Origin of the sequence: Enterobacter mori LMG 25706 (genome assembly GCF_000211415.1) — a bacterium.
Taxonomy (GTDB): Bacteria; Pseudomonadota; Gammaproteobacteria; order Enterobacterales; family Enterobacteriaceae; genus Enterobacter; species Enterobacter mori.
The window spans coordinates 298,426-318,400 of the sequence record NZ_GL890775.1; the positions used below are offsets into that span (position 1 = coordinate 298,426).

At 58.2% G+C, this 19,975-nt stretch carries 16 protein-coding genes and 1 pseudogene; 10 read left to right on the forward strand and 7 right to left on the reverse strand.

Annotation, left to right across the window (positions count from 1 at the left end):
- The first annotated feature begins 155 nt into the window (after positions 1–155).
- The 4 genes from ENTMO_RS0106455 to ENTMO_RS0106470 all read left to right on the forward strand — a co-directional run bounded on the left by ENTMO_RS0106455 (position 156) and on the right by ENTMO_RS0106470 (position 4,617).
- Positions 156–1,394: an MFS transporter gene (locus ENTMO_RS0106455; protein ID WP_010428297.1), complete on the forward strand. Its 1,239-nt coding sequence runs from the start codon at positions 156–158 to the stop codon at positions 1,392–1,394.
- Between the two features lie 15 nt (positions 1,395–1,409).
- Positions 1,410–2,435, forward strand: coding sequence for a sugar phosphate isomerase/epimerase family protein (locus tag ENTMO_RS0106460; protein ID WP_010428299.1), 1,026 nt, complete (start codon positions 1,410–1,412; stop codon positions 2,433–2,435).
- The gene (locus ENTMO_RS0106465; protein WP_010428302.1) at positions 2,428–3,570 is read left to right on the forward strand and encodes a Gfo/Idh/MocA family protein; all 1,143 of its coding nucleotides are present in this window, start codon (positions 2,428–2,430) and stop codon (positions 3,568–3,570) included. The genes ENTMO_RS0106460 and ENTMO_RS0106465 overlap by 8 nt, the downstream gene beginning before the upstream one ends.
- Before the next feature lie 75 nt (positions 3,571–3,645).
- Entirely contained in the window at positions 3,646–4,617 is a 972-nt protein-coding gene (locus ENTMO_RS0106470; protein ID WP_010428303.1) for a LacI family DNA-binding transcriptional regulator, read from the forward strand.
- Here the strand turns inward: ENTMO_RS0106470 and ENTMO_RS0106475 are convergent, their stop codons facing one another.
- The gene (locus ENTMO_RS0106475; protein ID WP_010428305.1) at positions 4,618–5,862 is read right to left on the reverse strand and encodes a mechanosensitive ion channel family protein; all 1,245 of its coding nucleotides are present in this window, start codon (positions 5,860–5,862) and stop codon (positions 4,618–4,620) included.
- A gap of 65 nt (positions 5,863–5,927) precedes the next feature.
- A complete protein-coding gene (locus ENTMO_RS0106480) occupies positions 5,928–7,364 on the reverse strand; it encodes an MFS transporter (protein ID WP_010428307.1) in 1,437 nt (478 codons plus the stop codon).
- Between the two features lie 107 nt (positions 7,365–7,471).
- Between ENTMO_RS0106480 and ENTMO_RS0106485 the strand changes: the two genes are divergently transcribed.
- Complete coding sequence (locus ENTMO_RS0106485) at positions 7,472–8,341, forward strand: helix-turn-helix transcriptional regulator (RefSeq protein ID WP_010428309.1); 870 nt, start codon at positions 7,472–7,474, stop codon at positions 8,339–8,341.
- Positions 8,342–8,494: 153 nt separating this feature from the next.
- Positions 8,495–9,097, forward strand: a complete 603-nt coding sequence (locus tag ENTMO_RS0106490; protein WP_010428311.1) for a hypothetical protein — start codon at positions 8,495–8,497, stop codon at positions 9,095–9,097.
- Between the two features lie 27 nt (positions 9,098–9,124).
- Here ENTMO_RS0106490 and nfsB read toward each other — a convergent pair whose 3' ends face one another.
- The 3 genes from nfsB to ENTMO_RS0106505 form a co-directional block, all read right to left on the reverse strand.
- The gene (nfsB, locus tag ENTMO_RS0106495; protein WP_010428312.1) at positions 9,125–9,778 is read right to left on the reverse strand and encodes an oxygen-insensitive NAD(P)H nitroreductase; all 654 of its coding nucleotides are present in this window, start codon (positions 9,776–9,778) and stop codon (positions 9,125–9,127) included.
- A 120-nt stretch (positions 9,779–9,898) separates the two neighbouring features.
- The gene (locus ENTMO_RS0106500; protein WP_010428314.1) at positions 9,899–10,267 is read right to left on the reverse strand and encodes an MmcQ/YjbR family DNA-binding protein; all 369 of its coding nucleotides are present in this window, start codon (positions 10,265–10,267) and stop codon (positions 9,899–9,901) included.
- Positions 10,257–10,847 (reverse strand): TetR/AcrR family transcriptional regulator, encoded by a 591-nt coding sequence (locus ENTMO_RS0106505; RefSeq protein WP_010428315.1) that lies wholly within the window; start codon positions 10,845–10,847, stop codon positions 10,257–10,259. Before ENTMO_RS0106505 ends, ENTMO_RS0106500 begins: the two co-directional genes overlap by 11 nt.
- Positions 10,848–11,038: 191 nt before the next feature.
- On the opposite strand from ENTMO_RS0106505, the gene ENTMO_RS0106510 reads away from it, so the two are divergent.
- Complete coding sequence (locus ENTMO_RS0106510; RefSeq protein WP_010428316.1) at positions 11,039–12,142, forward strand: RomA family MBL fold metallo-hydrolase; 1,104 nt, start codon at positions 11,039–11,041, stop codon at positions 12,140–12,142.
- Positions 12,143–12,174: 32 nt separating this feature from the next.
- A complete protein-coding gene (locus tag ENTMO_RS0106515; protein ID WP_010428317.1) occupies positions 12,175–12,516 on the forward strand; it encodes a RamA family antibiotic efflux transcriptional regulator in 342 nt (113 codons plus the stop codon).
- Positions 12,517–12,622: 106 nt separating this feature from the next.
- Here ENTMO_RS0106515 and ENTMO_RS23910 read toward each other — a convergent pair.
- A pseudogene (locus tag ENTMO_RS23910) lies at positions 12,623–14,767 on the reverse strand (TonB-dependent siderophore receptor).
- A gap of 123 nt (positions 14,768–14,890) precedes the next feature.
- Between ENTMO_RS23910 and ENTMO_RS0106525 the strand changes: the two are divergent.
- The gene (locus ENTMO_RS0106525) at positions 14,891–16,459 is read left to right on the forward strand and encodes an alpha/beta hydrolase-fold protein (protein ID WP_029484997.1); all 1,569 of its coding nucleotides are present in this window, start codon (positions 14,891–14,893) and stop codon (positions 16,457–16,459) included.
- Here the strand turns inward: ENTMO_RS0106525 and ENTMO_RS0106530 are convergent.
- Entirely contained in the window at positions 16,445–16,693 is a 249-nt protein-coding gene (locus ENTMO_RS0106530) for a DUF1158 domain-containing protein (RefSeq protein WP_010428319.1), read from the reverse strand. The two genes, ENTMO_RS0106525 and ENTMO_RS0106530, sit on opposite strands and share 15 nt — an antisense overlap.
- A gap of 479 nt (positions 16,694–17,172) precedes the next feature.
- On the opposite strand from ENTMO_RS0106530, the gene ENTMO_RS0106535 reads away from it, so the two are divergent.
- Positions 17,173–19,881, forward strand: coding sequence for a cation-transporting P-type ATPase (locus ENTMO_RS0106535; RefSeq protein ID WP_010428320.1), 2,709 nt, complete (start codon positions 17,173–17,175; stop codon positions 19,879–19,881).
- Positions 19,882–19,975 lie beyond the last annotated feature (94 nt).

Genomic DNA, 19,975 nt, shown 5'->3' on the forward strand with positions numbered 1-19,975 from the left:
AATGACAATCAAAACATCTCGTTTTGTCATCCAGCGATCTTTATCGTGACCCCCCTCCCAATTCCGTTTCGATCCACAGGATCTTTATTTTGTAATCGATTACTTTTTATTTGAACTGTTTTGTAATCGATTACTTTTTCTGGGTGAGGCTCATCATGGTGTCAACAACTGAAAGTAGTGGAAAGGCGATAGCGCAGCACCGGCTGCTGGTGCCTCGGCTGTCGCTGATGATGTTTCTGCAGTTTTTTATCTGGGGTAGCTGGTCGGTCACGCTCGGCCTGGTGATGACCCAGCACAACATGTCGCTGCTGATTGGCGATGCCTTCTCCGCCGGGCCAATTGCGTCTATTCTCTCGCCGTTCGTGCTCGGGATGCTGGTGGACCGCTTCTTCGCCTCGCAGAAGGTGATGGCGGTGATGCATCTGGCGGGCGCAGCGATCCTCTGGTTCGTGCCGGGCGCGCTGATTGCCGAGAACGGCGCACTGCTGATCGGCCTGCTATTTGGCTACACGCTCTGCTACATGCCGACGCTGGCGTTGACCAACAACATCGCGTTTCACAGCCTGGCGAACGTGGATAAAACCTTCCCGGTGGTGCGCGTGTTCGGCACCATCGGCTGGATCGTCGCGGGCATTTTCATCGGCGTGACCGGCGTGGCGTCCAGCGTGACCATCTTCCAGGTGGCGGCGGCCAGTTCCGTGCTGCTGGCGCTTTACAGCCTGACGCTGCCGCACACGCCAGCCCCGGCGAAAGGCCTGCCGGTTAAGGTGCGCGATCTCTTCTGTGCGGATGCCTTTGCGCTGCTCAAAACCCGTCACTTCTTCGTCTTCTCCGTCTGCGCGATGCTGATCTCCGTCCCGTTGGGCACCTACTACGCCTATACCGCCTCATACCTGGCGGATGCCGGGATTGCCGACGTCAGCACCGCCATGTCCTTCGGGCAGATGTCGGAAATCTCCTTCATGCTGGTGATCCCGCTGTTGTTCCGCCGCCTGGGCGTGAAAGTCATGCTGCTGATCGGCATGCTGGCGTGGTTCGTGCGTTACGCCATGTTCGCGCTGGGGGTGAGCGAGGAGGGGCGCTTCCTGCTCTATATCGGCATCCTGCTGCACGGCGTGTGCTATGACTTCTTCTTTGTGGTGGGCTTTATCTATACCGACCGCGTGGCGGGCGAGAAGGTAAAAGGCCAGGCGCAGAGCATGATCGTGATGTTCACCTACGGCATCGGCATGCTGCTCGGCTCGCAGATTTCCGGCGCGCTCTATAACCGTCTGGTGGCGGGGCAAACCGTGCCGCAGGCGTGGGTAACATTCTGGTGGATCCCGGCGGTGGCAGCCGCGGCGATCGCGCTGATTTTCCTTCTCACGTTCAAGTATGACGATGACAAGGCGTAACGTTCAGGAGGTGGTATGAGGACGATGAAAGGACCCGGCATTTTTCTGTCGCAGTTTATTGGCGGGGAAGCGCCGTTCAACTCGCTCGACGGGCTGGCCGGGTGGGCAGCCGGGAAGGGCTATAAAGCGGTGCAGATCCCCTGCAATCATCCGCACATTTTTGATGTCGAAAAAGCGGTCGAGAGCCAGATCTACTGCGATGACATTACCGGCAAGCTGGCAGCACACGGGCTGGTCATCAGCGAGCTGTCGACCCATCTGGAGGGGCAGCTTGTGGCGGTAAACCCGGTCTACAGCGACGCGTTTGACCACTTCGCGCCCGCCGCCGTGCGCGGCAACGATGCAGCGCGACGGGCGTGGGCGACGGAGAAGCTGAAGCAGGCGGCGGTTGCCTCGGCCAGGTTAGGCCTGAAAGCGCACGCGACCTTCTCAGGCTCGCTGGCATGGCCGTTTTTCTACCCGTGGCCGCCGCATAACGAGCAGCGTTTTCAGGATGCATTCGGGGAGCTGGCAGCCCGCTGGCGGCCGATTCTGGATGCGTTCGACGAGCAGGGCGTGGACGTTTGCTTTGAGCTGCATCCGGGGGAAGATCTGCACGACGGCGTGACCTTCGAGCGTTTTCTGGCGAGGGTAGATAACCATCCTCGCTGTAACATCCTTTTTGACCCAAGCCACATGCTGCTGCAGCAGATGGACTACCTGACCTTTATCGACATCTACCACTCGCGCATCAAGGCGTTTCACGTGAAGGATGCCGAGTTCCGCCCCAGCGGGCGCAGCGGCATCTACGGCGGCTACCAGCCGTGGATCAACCGCGCCGGACGCTTCCGCTCGCTCGGTGACGGGCAGATCGACTTTAAGGGCATTTTCAGCAAGCTGACCCAGTACGACTATGACGGCTGGGCGGTGCTGGAGTGGGAGTGCTGCCTGAAGGACGGCGAAACCGGCGCGAGGGAAGGCAGCGAGTTTATCCGCCGCCACATCATCCCGGTCTCCGGGCGCGCGTTTGACGACTTCGCGGCAGGAGGCAAGCATGATTAACGTCGGGATTATCGGCAGCGGGTTTATCGGCCCGGCGCATATCGAGGCGCTTAGACGCCTCGGTTTTGTGCAGGTGGTTGCCCTGTGCGACGGCACGCCTGCGCAGGCGCAGGAAAAGGCGCGAGCCTTGAATGTGCCGCATGCCTACGGCAGCGTTGAGGAACTGCTCGCGCACCCCGATCTGCACGTGGTGCATAACTGCACGCCGAACCACCTGCACGCGGAGATTAACCGCCAGATCCTGCGGGCGGGCAAGCACGTGTTTTCAGAAAAGCCGCTGTGCATGACCCCGGACGAGGCGCGCGAGCTGGTGGCGCTGGCGGAGCAGGCGGGCGTGGTGCACGGCGTGAGTTTTGTCTATCGCCAGTTTGCAATGGTGCGTCAGGCGGCGAGCATGATGCGCGCGGGCGATATCGGACGGCTGTTCGCCTCGCACGGCAGCTATATGCAGGACTGGATGCTGCTGGAAACCGACTATAACTGGCGGGTGGATGCCGCGCTCGGCGGCGCATCGCGCGCGGTGGCGGACATCGGCTCCCACTGGTGCGATACGGTGCAGTTTGTCACCGGCCGCCGCATCATCGAGGTGATGGCCGACCTCGCCATCGTCTGGCCGACGCGCAAGGCTAACGTGGCCGGAAATCAGACATTCGTGCATGACGAGCATGCACGCTATGAAGACAAACCGGTCACCACCGAAGACTTCGGCTCGGTGCTGTTCCGCTTCGACGACGGCAGCAAGGGCAGCTTCAGCGTCTCGCAGGTGAGCGCGGGGCGCAAAAATCGCCTGACGTTTGAGATCAACGGCAGCGAGCGGTCGGTGGCGTGGGATCAGGAGATCCCGCAGCGGCTGTGGGTCGGCCATCGCGCGCAGGCTAACCAGACGCTCACCGACGATCCAGGCCTGATGAACCCTGACGTGGCCGACAGCGCCCATTTCCCCGGCGGGCATATCGAAGGCTGGCCGGACGCCTTCAAAAACATGATGGCGCAGTTCTACCGCGCCGTGCAGGCGGGCGCGATGCCGGAAAACCCGCCGTTTGCAACTTTCTACGACGGCGCAAACGTGATGTATATCATTGATGCGATAGTGAAAAGCCATCAGCAGCAGCGCTGGGTGCGCGTGGCGTATTGACGCGTTGCCCGGTTCGCCGGGCAACCGTTTTATGGTAGCCTGCACAAAACGCTAACCGCAGGATGTGTCGTCGCTATGTCAATTCAGAAAATCGCTCAGCTCGCCGGGGCCTCCGTGGCGACGGTCTCCCGCGTGCTCAACAACAGCGACACCGTGAAGGCGAAAAACCGCGAGCGCGTTCTGCAGGCGATCCAGGAGAGCAACTACCAGCCGAACCTGCTGGCGCGCCAGCTGCGCACCGCCCGCAGCTATATGATCCTGGTGATGGTCTCCAACATCGCCAACCCGTTCTGCGCCGAGGTGGTGAAGGGCATTGAAGAAGAGGCGGAGAAAAACGGCTACCGCATTCTGCTGTGCAACTCCGGCTCGGATATCGAACGATCCCGCTCGGGTTTAAGCCTGCTCTCCGGCAAAATTGTCGACGGCATTATCACCATGGACGCCTTCTCGAAGCTACCGGAACTGGCCGCGCTGATTGGTGCCGCGCCGTGGGTGCAGTGCGCAGAATACGCCGATGCGGGCGCGGTCTCCTGCGTGGGGATTAACGACGTCGATGCCTCCCAGCATGCCGTCAGCCAGCTGGCCGAGAGCGGCCGTACGCGTATCGCGATGATCAACCACGACCTCAGCTATAAATATGCCCGCCTGCGCGAGCGCGGCTACAAGAGCGTGATCCACCTGACGGATCTGGACTATCAGGCGGTGGAATACGCCAACGATCTCAGCTCGCGCGCCGGGATGGCGGCGATGGAAAATCTGCTGAAAGAGAACCCGCCGGACGCGGTGTTTGCGGTATCGGACACCCTGGCCGCAGGCGCGCTGCGCGCCATTCAGCAGGCGGGGCTGCGGGTGCCGGAGGATATTGCGGTCGTGGGGTTTGACGGCACGGAGCTGGCGGACATGATTTCGCTCACCACCATCGAGCAGCCGTCGCGGGATATCGGGCGCAAGGCGGTCGATCTGTTACTGAACAAAATCGACAACCCGGATGCGCCCACGGAAAGGGTGATGATGGACTGGCGCTTTATTTCCCGCGCCAGTACCTGATTATTTTGCGATAACGCCCGCCAGGGAGCGAATATCGTTCCCGGTTGGCGACTGGTGAATACGCAGACCAAATTCATCCACCACCGCAAAAATATGGTCGAAGATGTCGGCCTGAATTTCCTCATATTCTGCCCAGATCACCGTGTTGGTGAAGGCGTATATTTCAATCGGCAGGCCGTTGGCATCCGGCGCGAGCTGGCGCACCATTAGCGTCATATCTTTGCGAATGCGCGGGTGGTTGCGCAGATATTCATTCAGGTAGGCGCGGAAGGTGCCGATATTGGTCATCTTGCGCAGGTTTAATATCGATTCCCCTTCACCGTTCTGCTGATTCCAAAGGTTAATCTCCTCATGACGCGCGGCCAGATAAGGCTTCAGCAGCTTTGCCTGAATCAGCTTCTGCTGCTCCTGCTCGTCGAGAAAATGAATGCTGGTGGTATCGATATTCAGGCTGCGCTTAATGCGTCGACCGCCGGACGCCGACATGCCGCTCCAGTTGATAAAGGCGTCGGAGACCAGCGCCCACGTCGGAATGGTGGTGATGGTGTTATCAAAATTGCGCACTTTTACGGTGGTCAGGCCGATGTCCGTCACCGTGCCGTTGGCACCGTATTTCGGCATTTCCAGCCAGTCGCCGAGCTTCAGCATGTCGTTGGCGGAGAGCTGAATGCCCGCCACCAGCCCGAGTATCGGGTCTTTAAACACCAGCATCAGAACGGCGGCCATGGCACCCAGACCGCTGATCAGAATCGCCGGGGACTGGCCGATCAGCAGGGAGATAATCAAAATCCCCACCAGGATGGCGCTCACCAGCTTGATGCCCTGGAAAATCCCTTTCAGCGGCAGCTGCGACGCGGTGGCCATTTTCTGGGACAGATTGAAAATCACGTCCAGCAGCGAGAAGAAAGAGAGCAGGGCATACACCATCACCCACAGCTTCGCGCAGGTGGTGAGCATTTCCGCCGCTTCGCTGCCTTTTTGCAGCCACAGTACCGCCTGAACGTTGACGATTATCCCCTGTAGGGTAAAGGCCAGACGGTGAAATAACTTATTCTGGGTAATGATCTGCAGCCACAAATGGCTGCTGGCCTGCGCGCGTTTTTCGAAAGCGCGGAGCACCAGCTTGTGCAGAATAAAATGAACCACGATGGCGGTAAGAAAAATAATACCAAAGATAATCACTAACGAGGTGGTGTGATTAATTTCAATCCCTAACTCTTCAACCTGAGCTATTAATTCCTGCATAACGTCTCCTGTATTGATGCAGCCCCATAATGGCGGCTGCGGATCTATTATGCAAATTCACAGGCTTATTTGGCGGCCTGACAGACCTTCACCACGGGTAAACAGAGGCGATGACGCATGCGCAGCGTCGCCAGCGCCAGCACCACCATCATCACCGTTTCCACCGTCAGGAAGACGTTAACTGCCTGAGTGTAGTCCCCGTGATGGTTTTGCAGCGCATGCAGCAAGATTGCGCCAAAAATGGCCGGACCCAGCCCCAGCGCGGCCTGCTGCAGCGTACTGAGAATGGCGCTCGCGGCACCTGCGTCATCGGGCTGAATATCGCGCATCCCGATGCGATAGAAGCTGTTCACGATCAGCGCCTGCCCGTAGCCGACCAGCCCGGTCGCAGGTGCCCGCGTCAGGGCGGTGTTATCCATTCCCCACACCCGGAACGTAACAATCAGCGCCAGCAGACCAGTAATCTGGATCGCCAGACCTGTCAGCAGAATGGTGCTGGTGCTGTAGCGGGCGATCAGCCGAGGGGCAAACCACGCCGAGATAAAGTAGGTCACGCCCAGCGCGATAAAACTGTTCCCGGACTGCCACGGCGCCATGCCAAGGCCGGTCTGCATGGTCAGTGCCATGCAGAACATAAACCCGGACCAAACGCTGAAAAAGAGCATCGCGATCAGCACGCCAAAACGGATGCTGCTGAGCTGCATCAGACGCGGCGGGATCAGCGGGTGCGCATCCTCACGCTCTTTTTTACGCGCGTTCAGCACCATTAAATAGGCCAGTGGAATAATGGCCAGCAGCGCAGCATTCAGCGGCCACGACCAGTGCCACTGCGGGCCGAGCGCCATCGGGAACAGGAGGCAGCAGAGGATCATCGCCAGCAGCACGGTGCCGGTCCAGTCAATGCGTGACGGGGTATCGCGACGGGTTTCCGGCACGTAGCGGCGGCTCAGTGCCAGCACCACCAGACAAATCGGCACGTTGATGAAGAAAGCGTTCCGCCAGCCCAGCCCGGCGATATCCGCCGACACCAGCCAGCCGCCGCCCATCTGGCCGACGATAAACGCAATTCCGCCGATGCCGCCGAACAGGCTAATCGCTTTCGCGTGGGCGGTGCCTTTTAGCGTGACGTGCAGCGTCGCAAGAATTTGCGGCATGATCAGCGCCGCGCCTGCGCCCTGAACGATGCGCGCGGCCAGCAGCTGTTCGATGCTTCCCGCCATGCCGCACAGCAGCGAGGCCAGGCCAAAGCTCGCCACGCCCCACATAAACAGGCGACGGCGGCCAACGTTATCCCCCAGCTTGCTGCCGAGTGCCAGGCAGACGGCGAAGGCCACGCCGTAGAGCGCGACGATCAGCTCCAGTTCTGTAGCGGTGGCGTGCAGTGAGTGGGTGATGGAGTCCAGCGCGACGTTGGTGATTGAGGTATCAATCAGCGGCAGCATCTGGCCGGTTAACAGCAATATCAGGCCTGCGCGGCCCGGTGAAACAACTGACGTATTCATGGGATCTCCATTGCGTCATTCATCAGATGGTCGTAGCATCAACCATCTAATAAACGGGTACCAGTTCTTGCTTATACTGGTACTGGCACTACCATGCAGGGGGATTTATGGCCTTGATGTCTGAACCCGTCGTCTCACTTCAGGATGACACCCGAAAACAGCTGGGTACTTTTTTACGCGCACGACGCGAAAGCCTCGATCCGCAGCGTCTCGGCTTGCCGCGCAGCGGTCGCCGTCGCACGCCGGGTCTGCGCCGTGAAGAGGTGGCGATGCTGGCAGACGTGGGCGTGACCTGGTACACCTGGCTTGAGCAGGGCAGGGACGTCAACCCGTCGAGCGCGGTGATGGCGGCCGTGGCGAAAGCCTTGCAATGCACCCCAACCGAGGCCCGACACCTGTTTGTTTTAGCCGGTTTGCCGCCGGGTGAAGCCCCGCAGGCGGTATGCTGCGAGGGCATCAGCGAAGGCACGCGCCGCCTGCTTGATACCCTGCTGCCAAAACCTGCCAGCATACAGAAACCCAATTTCGATATCGTGGCGTGGAACGACAGTTTTGGTCATCTGATGGGCGTCGATTTTAATGAAATCCCGCCGGAAGACCGCAACTGTATTTACCTGTTCCTCACCCACCCGGCGTGGCGCGCGCGGCTCGGCAGACGCGATGACGTGCTGCCGATATTTGTCTCCTATTTCCGCGCGGCGATGGCCGAACACCGGGGCGACCCGCTGTGGGAGGCGAAGCTGGCACGCTTCTTTGCGGTGTCTGAAGAGTTCAAAACCCTGTGGCACCAGCGCAACGACGTGCGCGGCGTGGAGAACCAGCTCAAGCTGTTTACCCATCCCGAGCTGGGAGATTTCACGCTGCAGCAGATGTACTGGTACTCCGCGCCGCGAAACGGCTCGCGGCTGCTGGTCTATTTACCGGTGGATGAGGCGGGGGAGCGGGCGATGGCGTGGCTGGCGGAGCAGGGGAAATAAGTTTTTTGCGAGGGGCTTTCAGGGAATCACTGCCGATTCTGCTAAGTCGATGAGACAGGTATAAGGTGAGGTTTACATTAAACCAACCGACTGAATCGACATCATTTCGATGAGATGTTAAGTCGTTTATACTCACGGAATGAGAAATCACCTATGTTGCCACTGATGATTGATTCCGCAGATTTCAGCCAAAAGCTCGGCCTTATCTCCCGAAACGTTGAACATACTGAAGCGTTTCTTGCGCGAGGCACGGTGGATTTCCATCTGCCGGGTTTTCTGCTGCCTGTCGGATATCGGCTCTTAAAATCACGTTTTTGCGATGAATACCGTCTCGTGACCACCGACGACGGCAAACCTTATACGGCCTATGCCGTTAAGCTGACGTTTCATAAAGAAATTACCTTTCCCCACGGTGCCGCCACGCAGGTGATGGTCTGGCGTACGCCACGCGCCGTACACCAGCGCGTGATAAGCGGATTACCGCAACTCTTTTTTCAATGGCTGTTAAGTGAATATGACATCGTTGTTTCGGACAGCGAGCAAACGGGAGACGGACAGCGGTTCTGGCTGCGGATGATCGACTGGGCGTTTACCATGAACTATCGCATAAGCGTGGCAGATGGTACGGTGGGAGAAGCGTGGACGTTAACGCCCGTAAACTCTTACGCTGAGCTGGAAGAGCGTTGGATTGCGTTTGCCTGGGGCAACGATCGCGATGTCCATCCGCATCGCAGGCTGGTCATCAGTAAAACGTAACGGGCCACGCGCGGCGGCCCATTTGGATCAGCACTCGGTCACAATCGTGCTCAGCGGCAGGCGGGACTTCGGCAGTGTGGCGTTGAAATCTTCCACGCTGTGATGCCCAACCGGCACCACCACCAGGCTGGTGTAGCCTTTTTCTTTCAGACCAAACTCTTCGTCGAGGATCGCCGCGTCAAAGCCTTCAATCGGCACCGCGTCCAGACCCAACGCGCCCACGCCCAGCAGGAAGTTGCCGACGTTCAGGTAAACCTGTTTCGCCATCCACTGGTCGTCATCTTTCAGATCCACGCGGTGCATGTCGGCGAAGTAGTGGCGGCCTTTATTGTTGGCGGCTTTGGCTTCCGGCGTGTTGAAACGGCCATCGGCCTCTTCCTGATCGACAACGCGCTCAAGCCAGGCATCGTCCATCGCGGTTTTCGCGCAGAACACCACCACGTGAGAAGCATCCAGCATTTTGCGTTCGTTGAACACATAGGTGCCCGCAGCGGATTTCGCCACGCGCGCTTTACCTTCCTCGGTGCTGGCAACAATAAAGTGCCACGGCTGGGAGTTGGTGCTGGACGGGCTGTACTGCAGCAGGGTTTTGATCTTTTCCGCTTCTTCAGCGGTCAGTTTTTTGCCTGGGTCGAACGCCTTGGTAGAGTGGCGTTTCAGGGCGACAGAAATGATATCCATAACAACTCCTGGTGATGAAATTCGCCCGCTCGCGGGCGCGAAAGGAAAGCAGAGTACCGCGCGAAGCGGGAAAAGATAAGGGCGATTCGAGCGCTTAATCTGTTCGGCTCAGCCGAACAATCAGGCCGGGCGTATCCATTTCTGATCTTTTTTCGGCAGCTTATCGACCACCAGATTCCACGAGTCGTTGATGAAATCAGCGACCACCTCAGGCGTGATGTCATCGGTGCCGTAGAGTGAGATCCAGTGCTTTTTATTCAGGTGATAGCCAGGTTCAACGCCGCGATAAATCTGCTGATTCAACAGCGATTTTTCCGGATCGGATTTCAGGCTGACGTGAGGGCGTCCGCGTACAACCGCCATCAGCATAAAAATCTTCCCACCTACTTTAAACACGTCGTACTCGGGGCCGAACGGCCAGCAGTGTTCGGTGAAAGGCATCTCCAGCGCCACGCGTTTCGCGTGCTCCTGCAAGGACTTACCGTCCATCGCTATCCTCCTGAGCCAGCCCGCGCCACATGGCCTCAAAACCGAGCGCTTTAAAATCGACGGCGCGGGACGGATCGCGGGTGGCAAATTCCATTGTGGTTTCGGCCAGCGATAAGAAAATCGCATCGCCAAAGGTTTTAAATTCGTCGGACATAAACACCTGGCGCACCGAGCGGCGGCACAGCTCGTGCAGCTCCGGGAACATATCTTTCACGGCCTGCTCCGTCTCGGCGTTGATCTTCTCACTGACGCCAAGCTGTCGAATGGCAGCGTGTGCGAGAGGGTTTTTGATCCCCCAGTCGACATAGCTGTTCCAGATGTTACGCGTGTGCTCTTTTGGGCTGGTGAGTGAGCGATCCAGATTAGAGAGCATCGCCTGGCAGAGATCCTGCTTCAGGTGGAGGTAAAGGGCATTCAGCAGATCGTCTTTGGTAGCAAAGTAGCGAAACAGGGTGCCTTCGGCGACGCCCGCGTTACGGGCAATGAGCGCCGTTGAGGCGGCAATTCCCGACTGCGCAAACGCAGCGGTTGCTGCTTCCAGTAAGGCCTGTTTTTTATCTTCACTCTTCGGACGTGCCACTCAATTCTCCCCTTTGTCAAATGTAAAAAAACGTATTGAAGCATGCGGTTCATACCGCTGCAACGCGGAATGTCAAAGATCGAAAACGTCTTGACGATATATTCATCATATCTAATAATGAGTGCTTACTCACTCATAATCAAGCTTAACCCGCGTAAACCATCGGATGGGGCGCGTATTCGGGTCAGGAAATGAAAAAGCCTCTATTCATCTGCGTGGTGTTTGTCATGATTGTTGCTTCAGCTGCGAGTTTACCTTTTGTTCTGAACGCCGGATTCGGCCAGCCACCGCAGGGTGAGCAGCTCTCCGAAGTGGAAGCCTCTCCGCAGTATCGCGAGGGGAAATTCCACAATACGCTGCCGACGCCGGGTTATAACGGCGACAAAAACATGCTGGTCGCGACGTGGGAATTTCTGACCAAAAAAACCGAAAACGCACGACCGGCGCAGCCGCTGCCGCTGGTAAAAACCGATCTTGCGAGCCTGCCGCTGGAGCAGGACACCCTGGTGTGGCTCGGTCACTCCTCGTGGTACCTGCAGCTCGCGGGTAAACGCATTCTGATTGACCCGGTGCTCAGCAACTACGCCGCGCCATTCTCGTTCCTCAATAAGGCCTTTGCCGGTGAGTATCCGTGGCGCGCTGAAAGCATGCCGGAGATCGACCTGCTGATTATCTCGCACGATCACTACGATCATCTGGATTACGCCACCATCAGGGCGCTACTGCCAAAGGTGAAGCGTGTGGTGACGCCGCTGGGTGTGGGCTCCCACCTGCGCTACTGGGGAATGAAGCCTGAGATTATTGACGAGCGCGACTGGAACCAGTCGGTGCGCATCAGCGATGAATTGACGGTGCATGTTCTTCCGGCGCGTCACTTCTCCGGGCGCGGCATCAAGCGCGACCAGACCTTGTGGGGCAGCTTTATGTTCGTCACGCCAGAGCAGAAGGTTTATTACAGCGGGGATTCCGGCTACGGCCCGCACTTTAAGGCCATCGGCGAGCAGTTTGGCGAGGTGGATTTAGCCATTATGGAAAACGGCCAGTACGACCAGGACTGGAAGTACATCCACATGCTGCCGGACGAAACGGCGCAGGCCTCGGCGGATCTCAACGCCAAAGCGGTGGTGCCGGGGCACAACGGGCGCTTCGTGCTGGCGAAACACACGTGGAACGATCCGCTGATCCAGCTGGCGCGCGCCAGCAAGGACAAAAATTATCGGCTGCTGACGCCGGAACTGGGTGAGCCCGTGCGGGTGAGTGATACCACTCAGGCATTTCGCGAGTGGTGGGAATAATGTTTAAGCGAGAAGCAGAGGGGGACAGCTGTATGACCATTTCCGCTCAAGTCATCGACACTATCGTCGAATGGATCGACGACAATCTGCACCAGCCGTTACGTATCGAAGAGATCGCCCGCCACGCGGGATATTCGAAGTGGCACCTGCAGCGGCTGTTTATGCAGTACAAAGGGGAGAGCCTCGGGCGCTATATTCGCGAGCGCAAGCTGCTGCTGGCGGCGCGCGACCTGCGTGAATCCGACGCTCGCGTGTACGATATCTGCCTGCGCTACGGGTTTGACTCGCAGCAGACGTTTACCCGCATATTTACCCGCACCTTCAACCAGCCGCCGGGTGCGTACCGTAAAGAGAACCATAGCCAGACACATTAACTTGTCGCATGTAGGCCGGGTAAGGCGTAGCCGCCACCCGGCTTTTGTGTGGGCCCGGTGCCCGTAATTGCCCGGTGGCGCTACGCTTACCGGGCCTACAAATCACTCACCACCGATAATTCACCGTCGCCGTCACCGTTCGGCCAATCCCGTAGAAGCACGCCGTATCGCTTGCGCACGACGCAACATATTTCGTGTCCGCCACGTTATTGACGTTGAACTGCACGCTCGCTCCTTTCAGGCTGTGGTTCATCTCGCCCAGATCGTAGCTCAGCATCGCGTCATACAGATCCACCGAGGGCACCTTGAAGGTATTCTTCGCATCACCGTAGCTGGTACCGATGTAGCGCATCCCCACGCCAGCGGTCAGGCTCTTCAGCGCGCCGCCCGGAACGGTATAGCTGGCAAACGCCGATGCCATATGCGCCGGAATGCGCGCCGGCGTTTTGCCTTCTGTTCCCGCCACCGTCGTGCTTTTTGTTTTCGCATCGGTGTAGGTGTATGAGCCAATCAGGTTGATGTTGTCCATCAGCGTGGAGTGGATTTCCGCCTCAACGCCTTTCGAACGCACTTTGCCCGCGTTCTCAAACCAGCCTTCGGCGCTGTTGTAGGTCGCCACGTTGTCCTGGGTTAAATCGTACAGCGCGAGGGTCATCAGCGTACTGTCGACCGGCTGATACTTCAGGCCAATCTCGGTCTGCTCCCCGGTGGTTGGCTTGAAGGGGGCAACGCCAGGCGCGCGGTTGGTTTGCAGGTTCGGTTCAAACGAGGTGCTGTAGCTGACGTACGGCGACAGGCCAGAATCGAACGCGTACAGCAGGCCGGTTCGCCAGGTGAACTTGCTGTCATTCTGCTGGGTTAAGCTGCCGTCGGTGAAGTCGTGAGTTCGCACTTCGCTCCAGTCGTAGCGCCCGGAGACCAGCCATTCCCAGCTGTTCCAGCTCATTTGATCCTGCAAATACAGCCCCATCTGGTCGAGATTTTGCTGCTCGTCGGTGGCCGTTTTGAAGGTGCTTTCATCCACGTTCACGCCGTACACCGGGTTCGTCCAGTCGAGGTCCTACTGTGAACCGCTCCCGCGTTCCAGCAGCTGTTTATCTTTGCTGGTCTTGTAGTCGAACCCGCCGAGCAGGGTGTGGCTGACGCTGCCGGTCTCCATCAGATACTCAAGCTGGTTATCCAGGCCAAATTCGTTGGTGGTGCGCTCTTCATGCTGCGCGCGTCGCGTCAATACCGTGCTGTTGGCCGCGCTGCTGGCGTAAACGAGGTAACGGTATTTTTGTTTGATGCTGGCGTAACGCGCGTTCTGGCGGAAGGTGAGGTCGTCGGCGAACTGATGTTCCAGCTCGTAGCCGATCGTCGTCTGCTCACGCCAGGACTGGTTGTAATTCGGATCGCTGACGTTAAACTCGCGCGGGATGTATTTCCCGTCGACGCTTTTGACCGTGCCGTAGGCGGGCAGGAAGTTGCGGTAGCCCGCATCCGGATCCTTCTGGTAGCTGGTCAGCAGCGTAAAGCGGGTCTGATCGTTCGGGTACCAGGTGATAGCAGGCGCGATCGCCATCCGCGTCTCTTTATAATCATCCACCTGATTATGCTGGGTACGGGCGATACCGTTGACGCGATACAGCACGCGGCCGTCGTCGCTCAGCTTGCCGCCGAAATCAAACGCGCCTTCTGCCAGATCGTTATTGCCGGTGCGGAACTGCACGTTATGGATGGATTCCGCGGTTGGCCGTTTGCTGGTCATGCTGATTAACCCGCCAGGGTTGACCTGACCAAACAGCACCGACGCCGGGCCACGCACCAGCTCCACGCGCTCCAGTACCCACGGGTCAATCGTACCCGTCTGGGACGAGGCTGTTGCGCCGAAGCTCAGGCCGTCGAGGAATTTCGGCACATAGCTAAAGCCGCGCACGAACACCTCGTCGTTACGGTTCGACGAGCCGCGGTACTCGGTAAACACGCCCGCCGAGTAGCGCAGCGCCTGCGATACGGACGTCACGTCCTGCATGTTCATCTGATCGCGGGTGATCACCGATACCGACTGCGGCGTTTTCACGATCTCCGCGCGGGTCTTGGTCGCGGAGAGCGTTTGGGTTGCCACAATCCCTTTTACCGGGGCGGTGGGTTCTTCACTCACGCCCTGCGTCACCGTTATGGTTTCTTCTCTATTTTCAGCCTGAGCCGCCACGCTGGTCGTCGCCAGACTCAGCAGACACAGTTGCATTATCTTATTATTCTTAAACATTTTTTCTACTCATCCTTGGTTGCTATCGCCATAGAAACACCGTTAAAACGCGTTAGATGATATTGCAAATTATTACCATTTGCATTAGCGTTGATAACAAATTTCGTCAGGGAACAAGCGGTAATGAAGAGGGTATGGAGCGGATTATTACTCGGGATAGGTGTGCTGCCTGCGGTGGCGGCAACCTGCGAACACTCTTCCCGGCAGGGAGACGTCCAGGGGAAGTTTGATGCCAGCGGTGAAGTCTGTTTTATGCTGCCAGAGCTTGCTGAAAATTATGTCTCCGCCACGCTGCATGGCGTAACGGATGCCCGCCTGCTGGACGGGCAAAACCGCCGGATTCGTACGTTGGTTGAAAACGGGCCCGCCGATGGCGAACACACGCTGCTTTTTGCCCTGCCGGAAAAGCAGAGCATCTCGCTGGTCCTGCACGGCGAAGCGGGTAAACCCTGGCGTTTTCAGTGGTGGATGAAAGAGACATCTGCGCTACCGCGCGTACAGATGCTTGCACCTGAAAGCCCAACGCTTCAGGCGCTGGCAAAAGAGATTGCTGCCGGAGGGAGTACCGACGCGTTCTGGCAGACGCAGATTCGGCAGGGAACGCCGATGGTGGAGCCGGTAGACGCAGAACATAAGCGCGTCACCTTCCTGTGGCGCGGCGCGCGGGATAACGTCTTTATTCTCGGCTCACCGGCGGGGGATCACGACCCGCTGTTCCGCCTGGGCAACAGCGACGTCTGGTTCCGCAGCTATGTAGTGCCCGCCGACACGGTGATGCAGTACAAGCTCGCGCCCGATGTGCCGGTCGTCGAGGGTTCCTCACGCGATCAACGTCGCGCGATCCTGGTGAGCGCCCAAGCCGATCCGCTCAACCCGAATACCTTTGGTGAACAAAAGACGGATCGCTGGAACCGCTATTCGCTGCTCGATCTCAGCCCGGCACGCTATTGCTCCGTGCAGGCCACGGCCCAGCCGCTGGTCCACGGGTCACTAAACCGCCAGAGCATCACGAGCAATATCCTCGGTAATTCCCGCCAGGTGATGATCTATAAACCGCGCGGTGCACAGCCTGCACGCTGGACGCTCATCCTCTTCGACGGGCAGATTTATCAGGACGAGTACCATTTCGCTAACGTGCTGGACGGTCTGATCGCCCGCCATCATCTTCCGCCGATTAACGTGGCGTTTATCGACAGCCTCGATCACGCCCGACGCGGCAACGAGCTGCCGCCGAACCCGGATTTCGCCGACTTTATGGCGCATGAACTGCTGCCGTGGCTGCGCGGGCAGGGCATCGCGATGCAGCGGCAGAAAACGGTGCTGGCGGGGTCGAGCTACGGGGGAATCGCGTCGTCATGGGTAGCGCTGCGCTATCCGCGCCTGTTTGGTAACGTGCTGAGTCTTTCAGGTTCGTACTGGTGGGCACCGAAAGGGGAGGCTCCCGGCTGGCTGACGCGGCAATATCAGCAGTCGCCACCGTATCCGGTGCGCTTCTGGCTGCAGGCCGGAAAGTTTGAAACCACGGGGCCGGGCGGGGGCATTTATCGCACTACGCAGGATTTCGAACAGGCGTTGAGGGAGAAAGGGTATCGCGTCAGCTTCCATCCCTCATCCAGCGGTCACGACTACGCGGCCTGGTGTGAAGCGCTGATCCACGGCATGCGTGACTTCACCGGCTTACGACGCCAGTGAAAACCAGCGGCGCCAGACGAAACGCAGGATAAAGAATTCGATGGCGCCGAGGGCTAAAAACCACAGGCAGAACAGAATGGTGTAGAGCTGGTTCAGATCGACCATATGGAAGGTCGTCATCAGCTTCTGCGCCAGCACCAGACCCAGTGACGGCGCGGGTAACAGCAGGCAAGAGATCAGGGCCAGCAATAAAATGCCCCCCGCCGTAAGCAGCGATTCTAACGGGTGTTTCATCGTAATGTTAATCGTCAGTTAAAAATGTCATTGTCCGGCATTCTGTAACGTAAAGCAATATCAGCCCCGCTGGCCATTTTGAATAAAACAAAGACATTATTACTGCGAATAAATAACAATATACGACCCGGTGTTCATATTAATATCGCGTTATGTAAATAAATGTCCGTATCAGGAAAATAATTTTACAAATGTATAGGTGCTATAACCAATTAACGTGGCAATAACAATGGCTGCGACAATGTATAACGCCAGGCGTCGTCCGCGATAAATACCAAACATGGTTCCCCCTCGTTTAGTGTTGGTTTAGAAATATTTTGTAAAAATCAGGTCATCGAAATAGTTTTAATCAGTTTTGAATAACCGAGAAGTCATTATATTGCGGTAGATCAATTTTACCCGCAAGACTTAAAAATGAATTTATTTAAGCCAGAAAGGAATTCAGGCTTCTGTTCACCGGATATTGAAGGAAAAATACGATGACCGAAAAAAAATTGTCCCCAAACATGCCGCCTTCCGGCGGGCTGGCATACCAGCAGACCGCAGAGCAGGTGCTTACGTACCTGCAGAGCCAGGCCAGCGGTCTGGATCGTGCAGAGGCGCAGGCGCGTTTGCAAAAATCAGGTCCGAACGCGCTGCCGAAGAAAAAAGGTAAACCCGCCTGGCTGCGTTTTTTGGCCCATTTTAATGATGTGCTGATTTATGTCCTGCTGGCCGCCGCCGTATTAACGGCAGTAATGGGCCACTGGGTTGATACGCTGGTTATTCTGGGCGTCGCGGTAATCAATGCCTTAATTGGCCATATTCAGGAAAGCAACGCGGAAAAATCCCTGAAGAGTATTCGCAATATGCTCTCCAGCGAGGCGCGCGTTATTCGTAACGGCAGCCACGAAACGATACCCACAACTGAAATAGTTCCGGGCGATATTATTGTATTACGCGCGGGGGATCGTATTCCGGCGGATATGCGTCTAATCGAAGCGCATAATTTACGCGTGGAAGAGGCGATTCTGACCGGTGAATCCACCGTGGTGGATAAGCACACGAATCCGCTGAGCGGCGCACTGCCGCTGGGCGACCGCACCAATATGGTCTTCTCCGGGACGACCGTAAGCGCGGGCGGCGGCGTCGGCCTGGTCACCGCGACCGGCAAGGATACCGAACTCGGCCACATCAACCAGATGATGGCGGGCATTGAAAAACACCGCACGCCGCTGCTGGTGCAGATGGACAAGCTGGGTAAAGCGATCTTCGCCATTATCCTGGCGATGATGGCCGCGCTGTTTGTCTTCAGCCTGGTGTTCCGCGAAATTCCAATGGGCGAGCTGCTGCTCTCCCTGATTAGCCTGGCGGTGGCCTCCGTGCCGGAAGGTCTGCCAGCGATTATCTCCATCATCCTCTCGCTGGGCGTGCAGGCGATGGCGCGCAAGCGGGCCATTATCCGCAAGCTGCCGACGGTCGAAACCCTGGGCGCGATGACCGTGGTTTGCTCGGATAAAACCGGCACTCTGACCATGAACGAAATGACGGTCAAAGCCATCATCACCGCCGACGCCTGCTACCGCGTGGACGGCAACAGCTACGAGCCGGTGGGCAACATCTACCTGGAAGGCAGCAACGAGCCGGTCCACATCCAGCCGGGCACCGTGCTGGAGCAGTACCTGCGCACCATCGACCTGTGTAACGACAGCCAGATGATTCAGGACGAGCGCGGCCTGTGGGGCATTACCGGTGGGCCGACCGAGGGCGCGCTGAAGGTGCTGGCGGCGAAGGCCAGCCTTGAGCCGGTCATGACCACGCTGGTTAACAAGATCCCGTTCGACTCGCAGTACAAGTACATGAGCACCCACTACCAGATTGGCGGTGAGGAGCAGATCCTGATCACCGGTGCGCCGGACGTGATTTTCGCCCTATGCGCCGAGCAGCAGACCCGTAACGGTGCGGAAGCCTTCAACCGCGCGTACTGGGAAACCGAGATGGAGCGCTATGCGCGTCAGGGGCTGCGCATGGTTGCCGCGGCGTTTAAGCCAGCGAACGGCGAGCAGGAGCTGACGCACGACGACCTGAGCCACGGCCTGATCTTCCTCGGCATCGCCGGGATGATGGATCCGCCGCGTCCGGAAGCGATTGACGCGATCGGCGCCTGCCAGCAGGCGGGGATCCGCGTGAAGATGATCACCGGGGATCACCCGCAGACGGCGATGAGCATCGGCCAGATGCTGGGGATCACCAACAGCGAGCAGGCGGTGACCGGCTACGAGCTGGAGAAAATGGATGACGCCGAGCTGGCGGATGCGGCGGTGAAGTATGACATCTTCGCCCGCACCAGCCCGGAGCATAAGCTGCGCCTGGTGAAAGCGCTGCAGGATAAAGGTGAAATCGTCGGCATGACCGGTGACGGCGTGAACGATGCCCCGGCGCTGCGTCAGGCGGACGTGGGCATCGCGATGGGCATCAAAGGCACGGAAGTGACCAAAGAGGCGGCGGACATGGTCCTGACGGACGATAACTTCGCGACCATCGCCAGCGCGGTGAAAGAGGGGCGTCGCGTTTACGACAACCTGAAGAAGACCATCCTCTTTATCATGCCGACCAACCTCGCGCAGGGGCTGCTGATTGTGATTGCGCTGCTGGCGGGGAATATCATTCCGCTGACGCCGGTGCTGATTCTGTGGATGAACATGGCGACCTCCGCCACGCTCTCCTTCGGCCTGGCCTTTGAAGCCGCCGAGCGCAACATCATGCGCCGTCCGCCGCGTCAGACCGGGCAGCACGTGATGGACGCCTACGCCGTCTGGCGCGTGGCCTTCGTCGGCACCATGATTGCCATCGCCGCCTTTGCGCTGGAAGCCTGGCTGGCCCCGCGCGGCCACAGCGCGGAGTTCATCCGCACCGTGCTGCTGCAGATGCTGGTCTGCGCCCAGTGGGTGTACATGATTAACTGCCGCAACACCGAAGGGTTCTCCCTGAACCGTGGCCTGCTGGCAAACAAAGGTATCTGGCTGGTGACGGGCGTGCTGTTCCTGCTCCAGGCGGCGATTATCTACCTGCCGTTTATGCAGATGTTGTTCGGCACTGAAGCGCTGCCGCTGCGCTACTGGTTCGTGACTCTGGCGGTGGCGGGCGTGATGTTCTTCGTCGTCGAAATCGAGAAGCGACTGACCCGCAGGTTCCGTAAGGCTGCATAACTTTTTGCCCTCACCCTAACCCTCTCCCACAGGGAGAGGAAACTCTGACCTCCCTCTCCCTGTGGGAGAGGGCCGGGGCGAGGGCAAACAACGC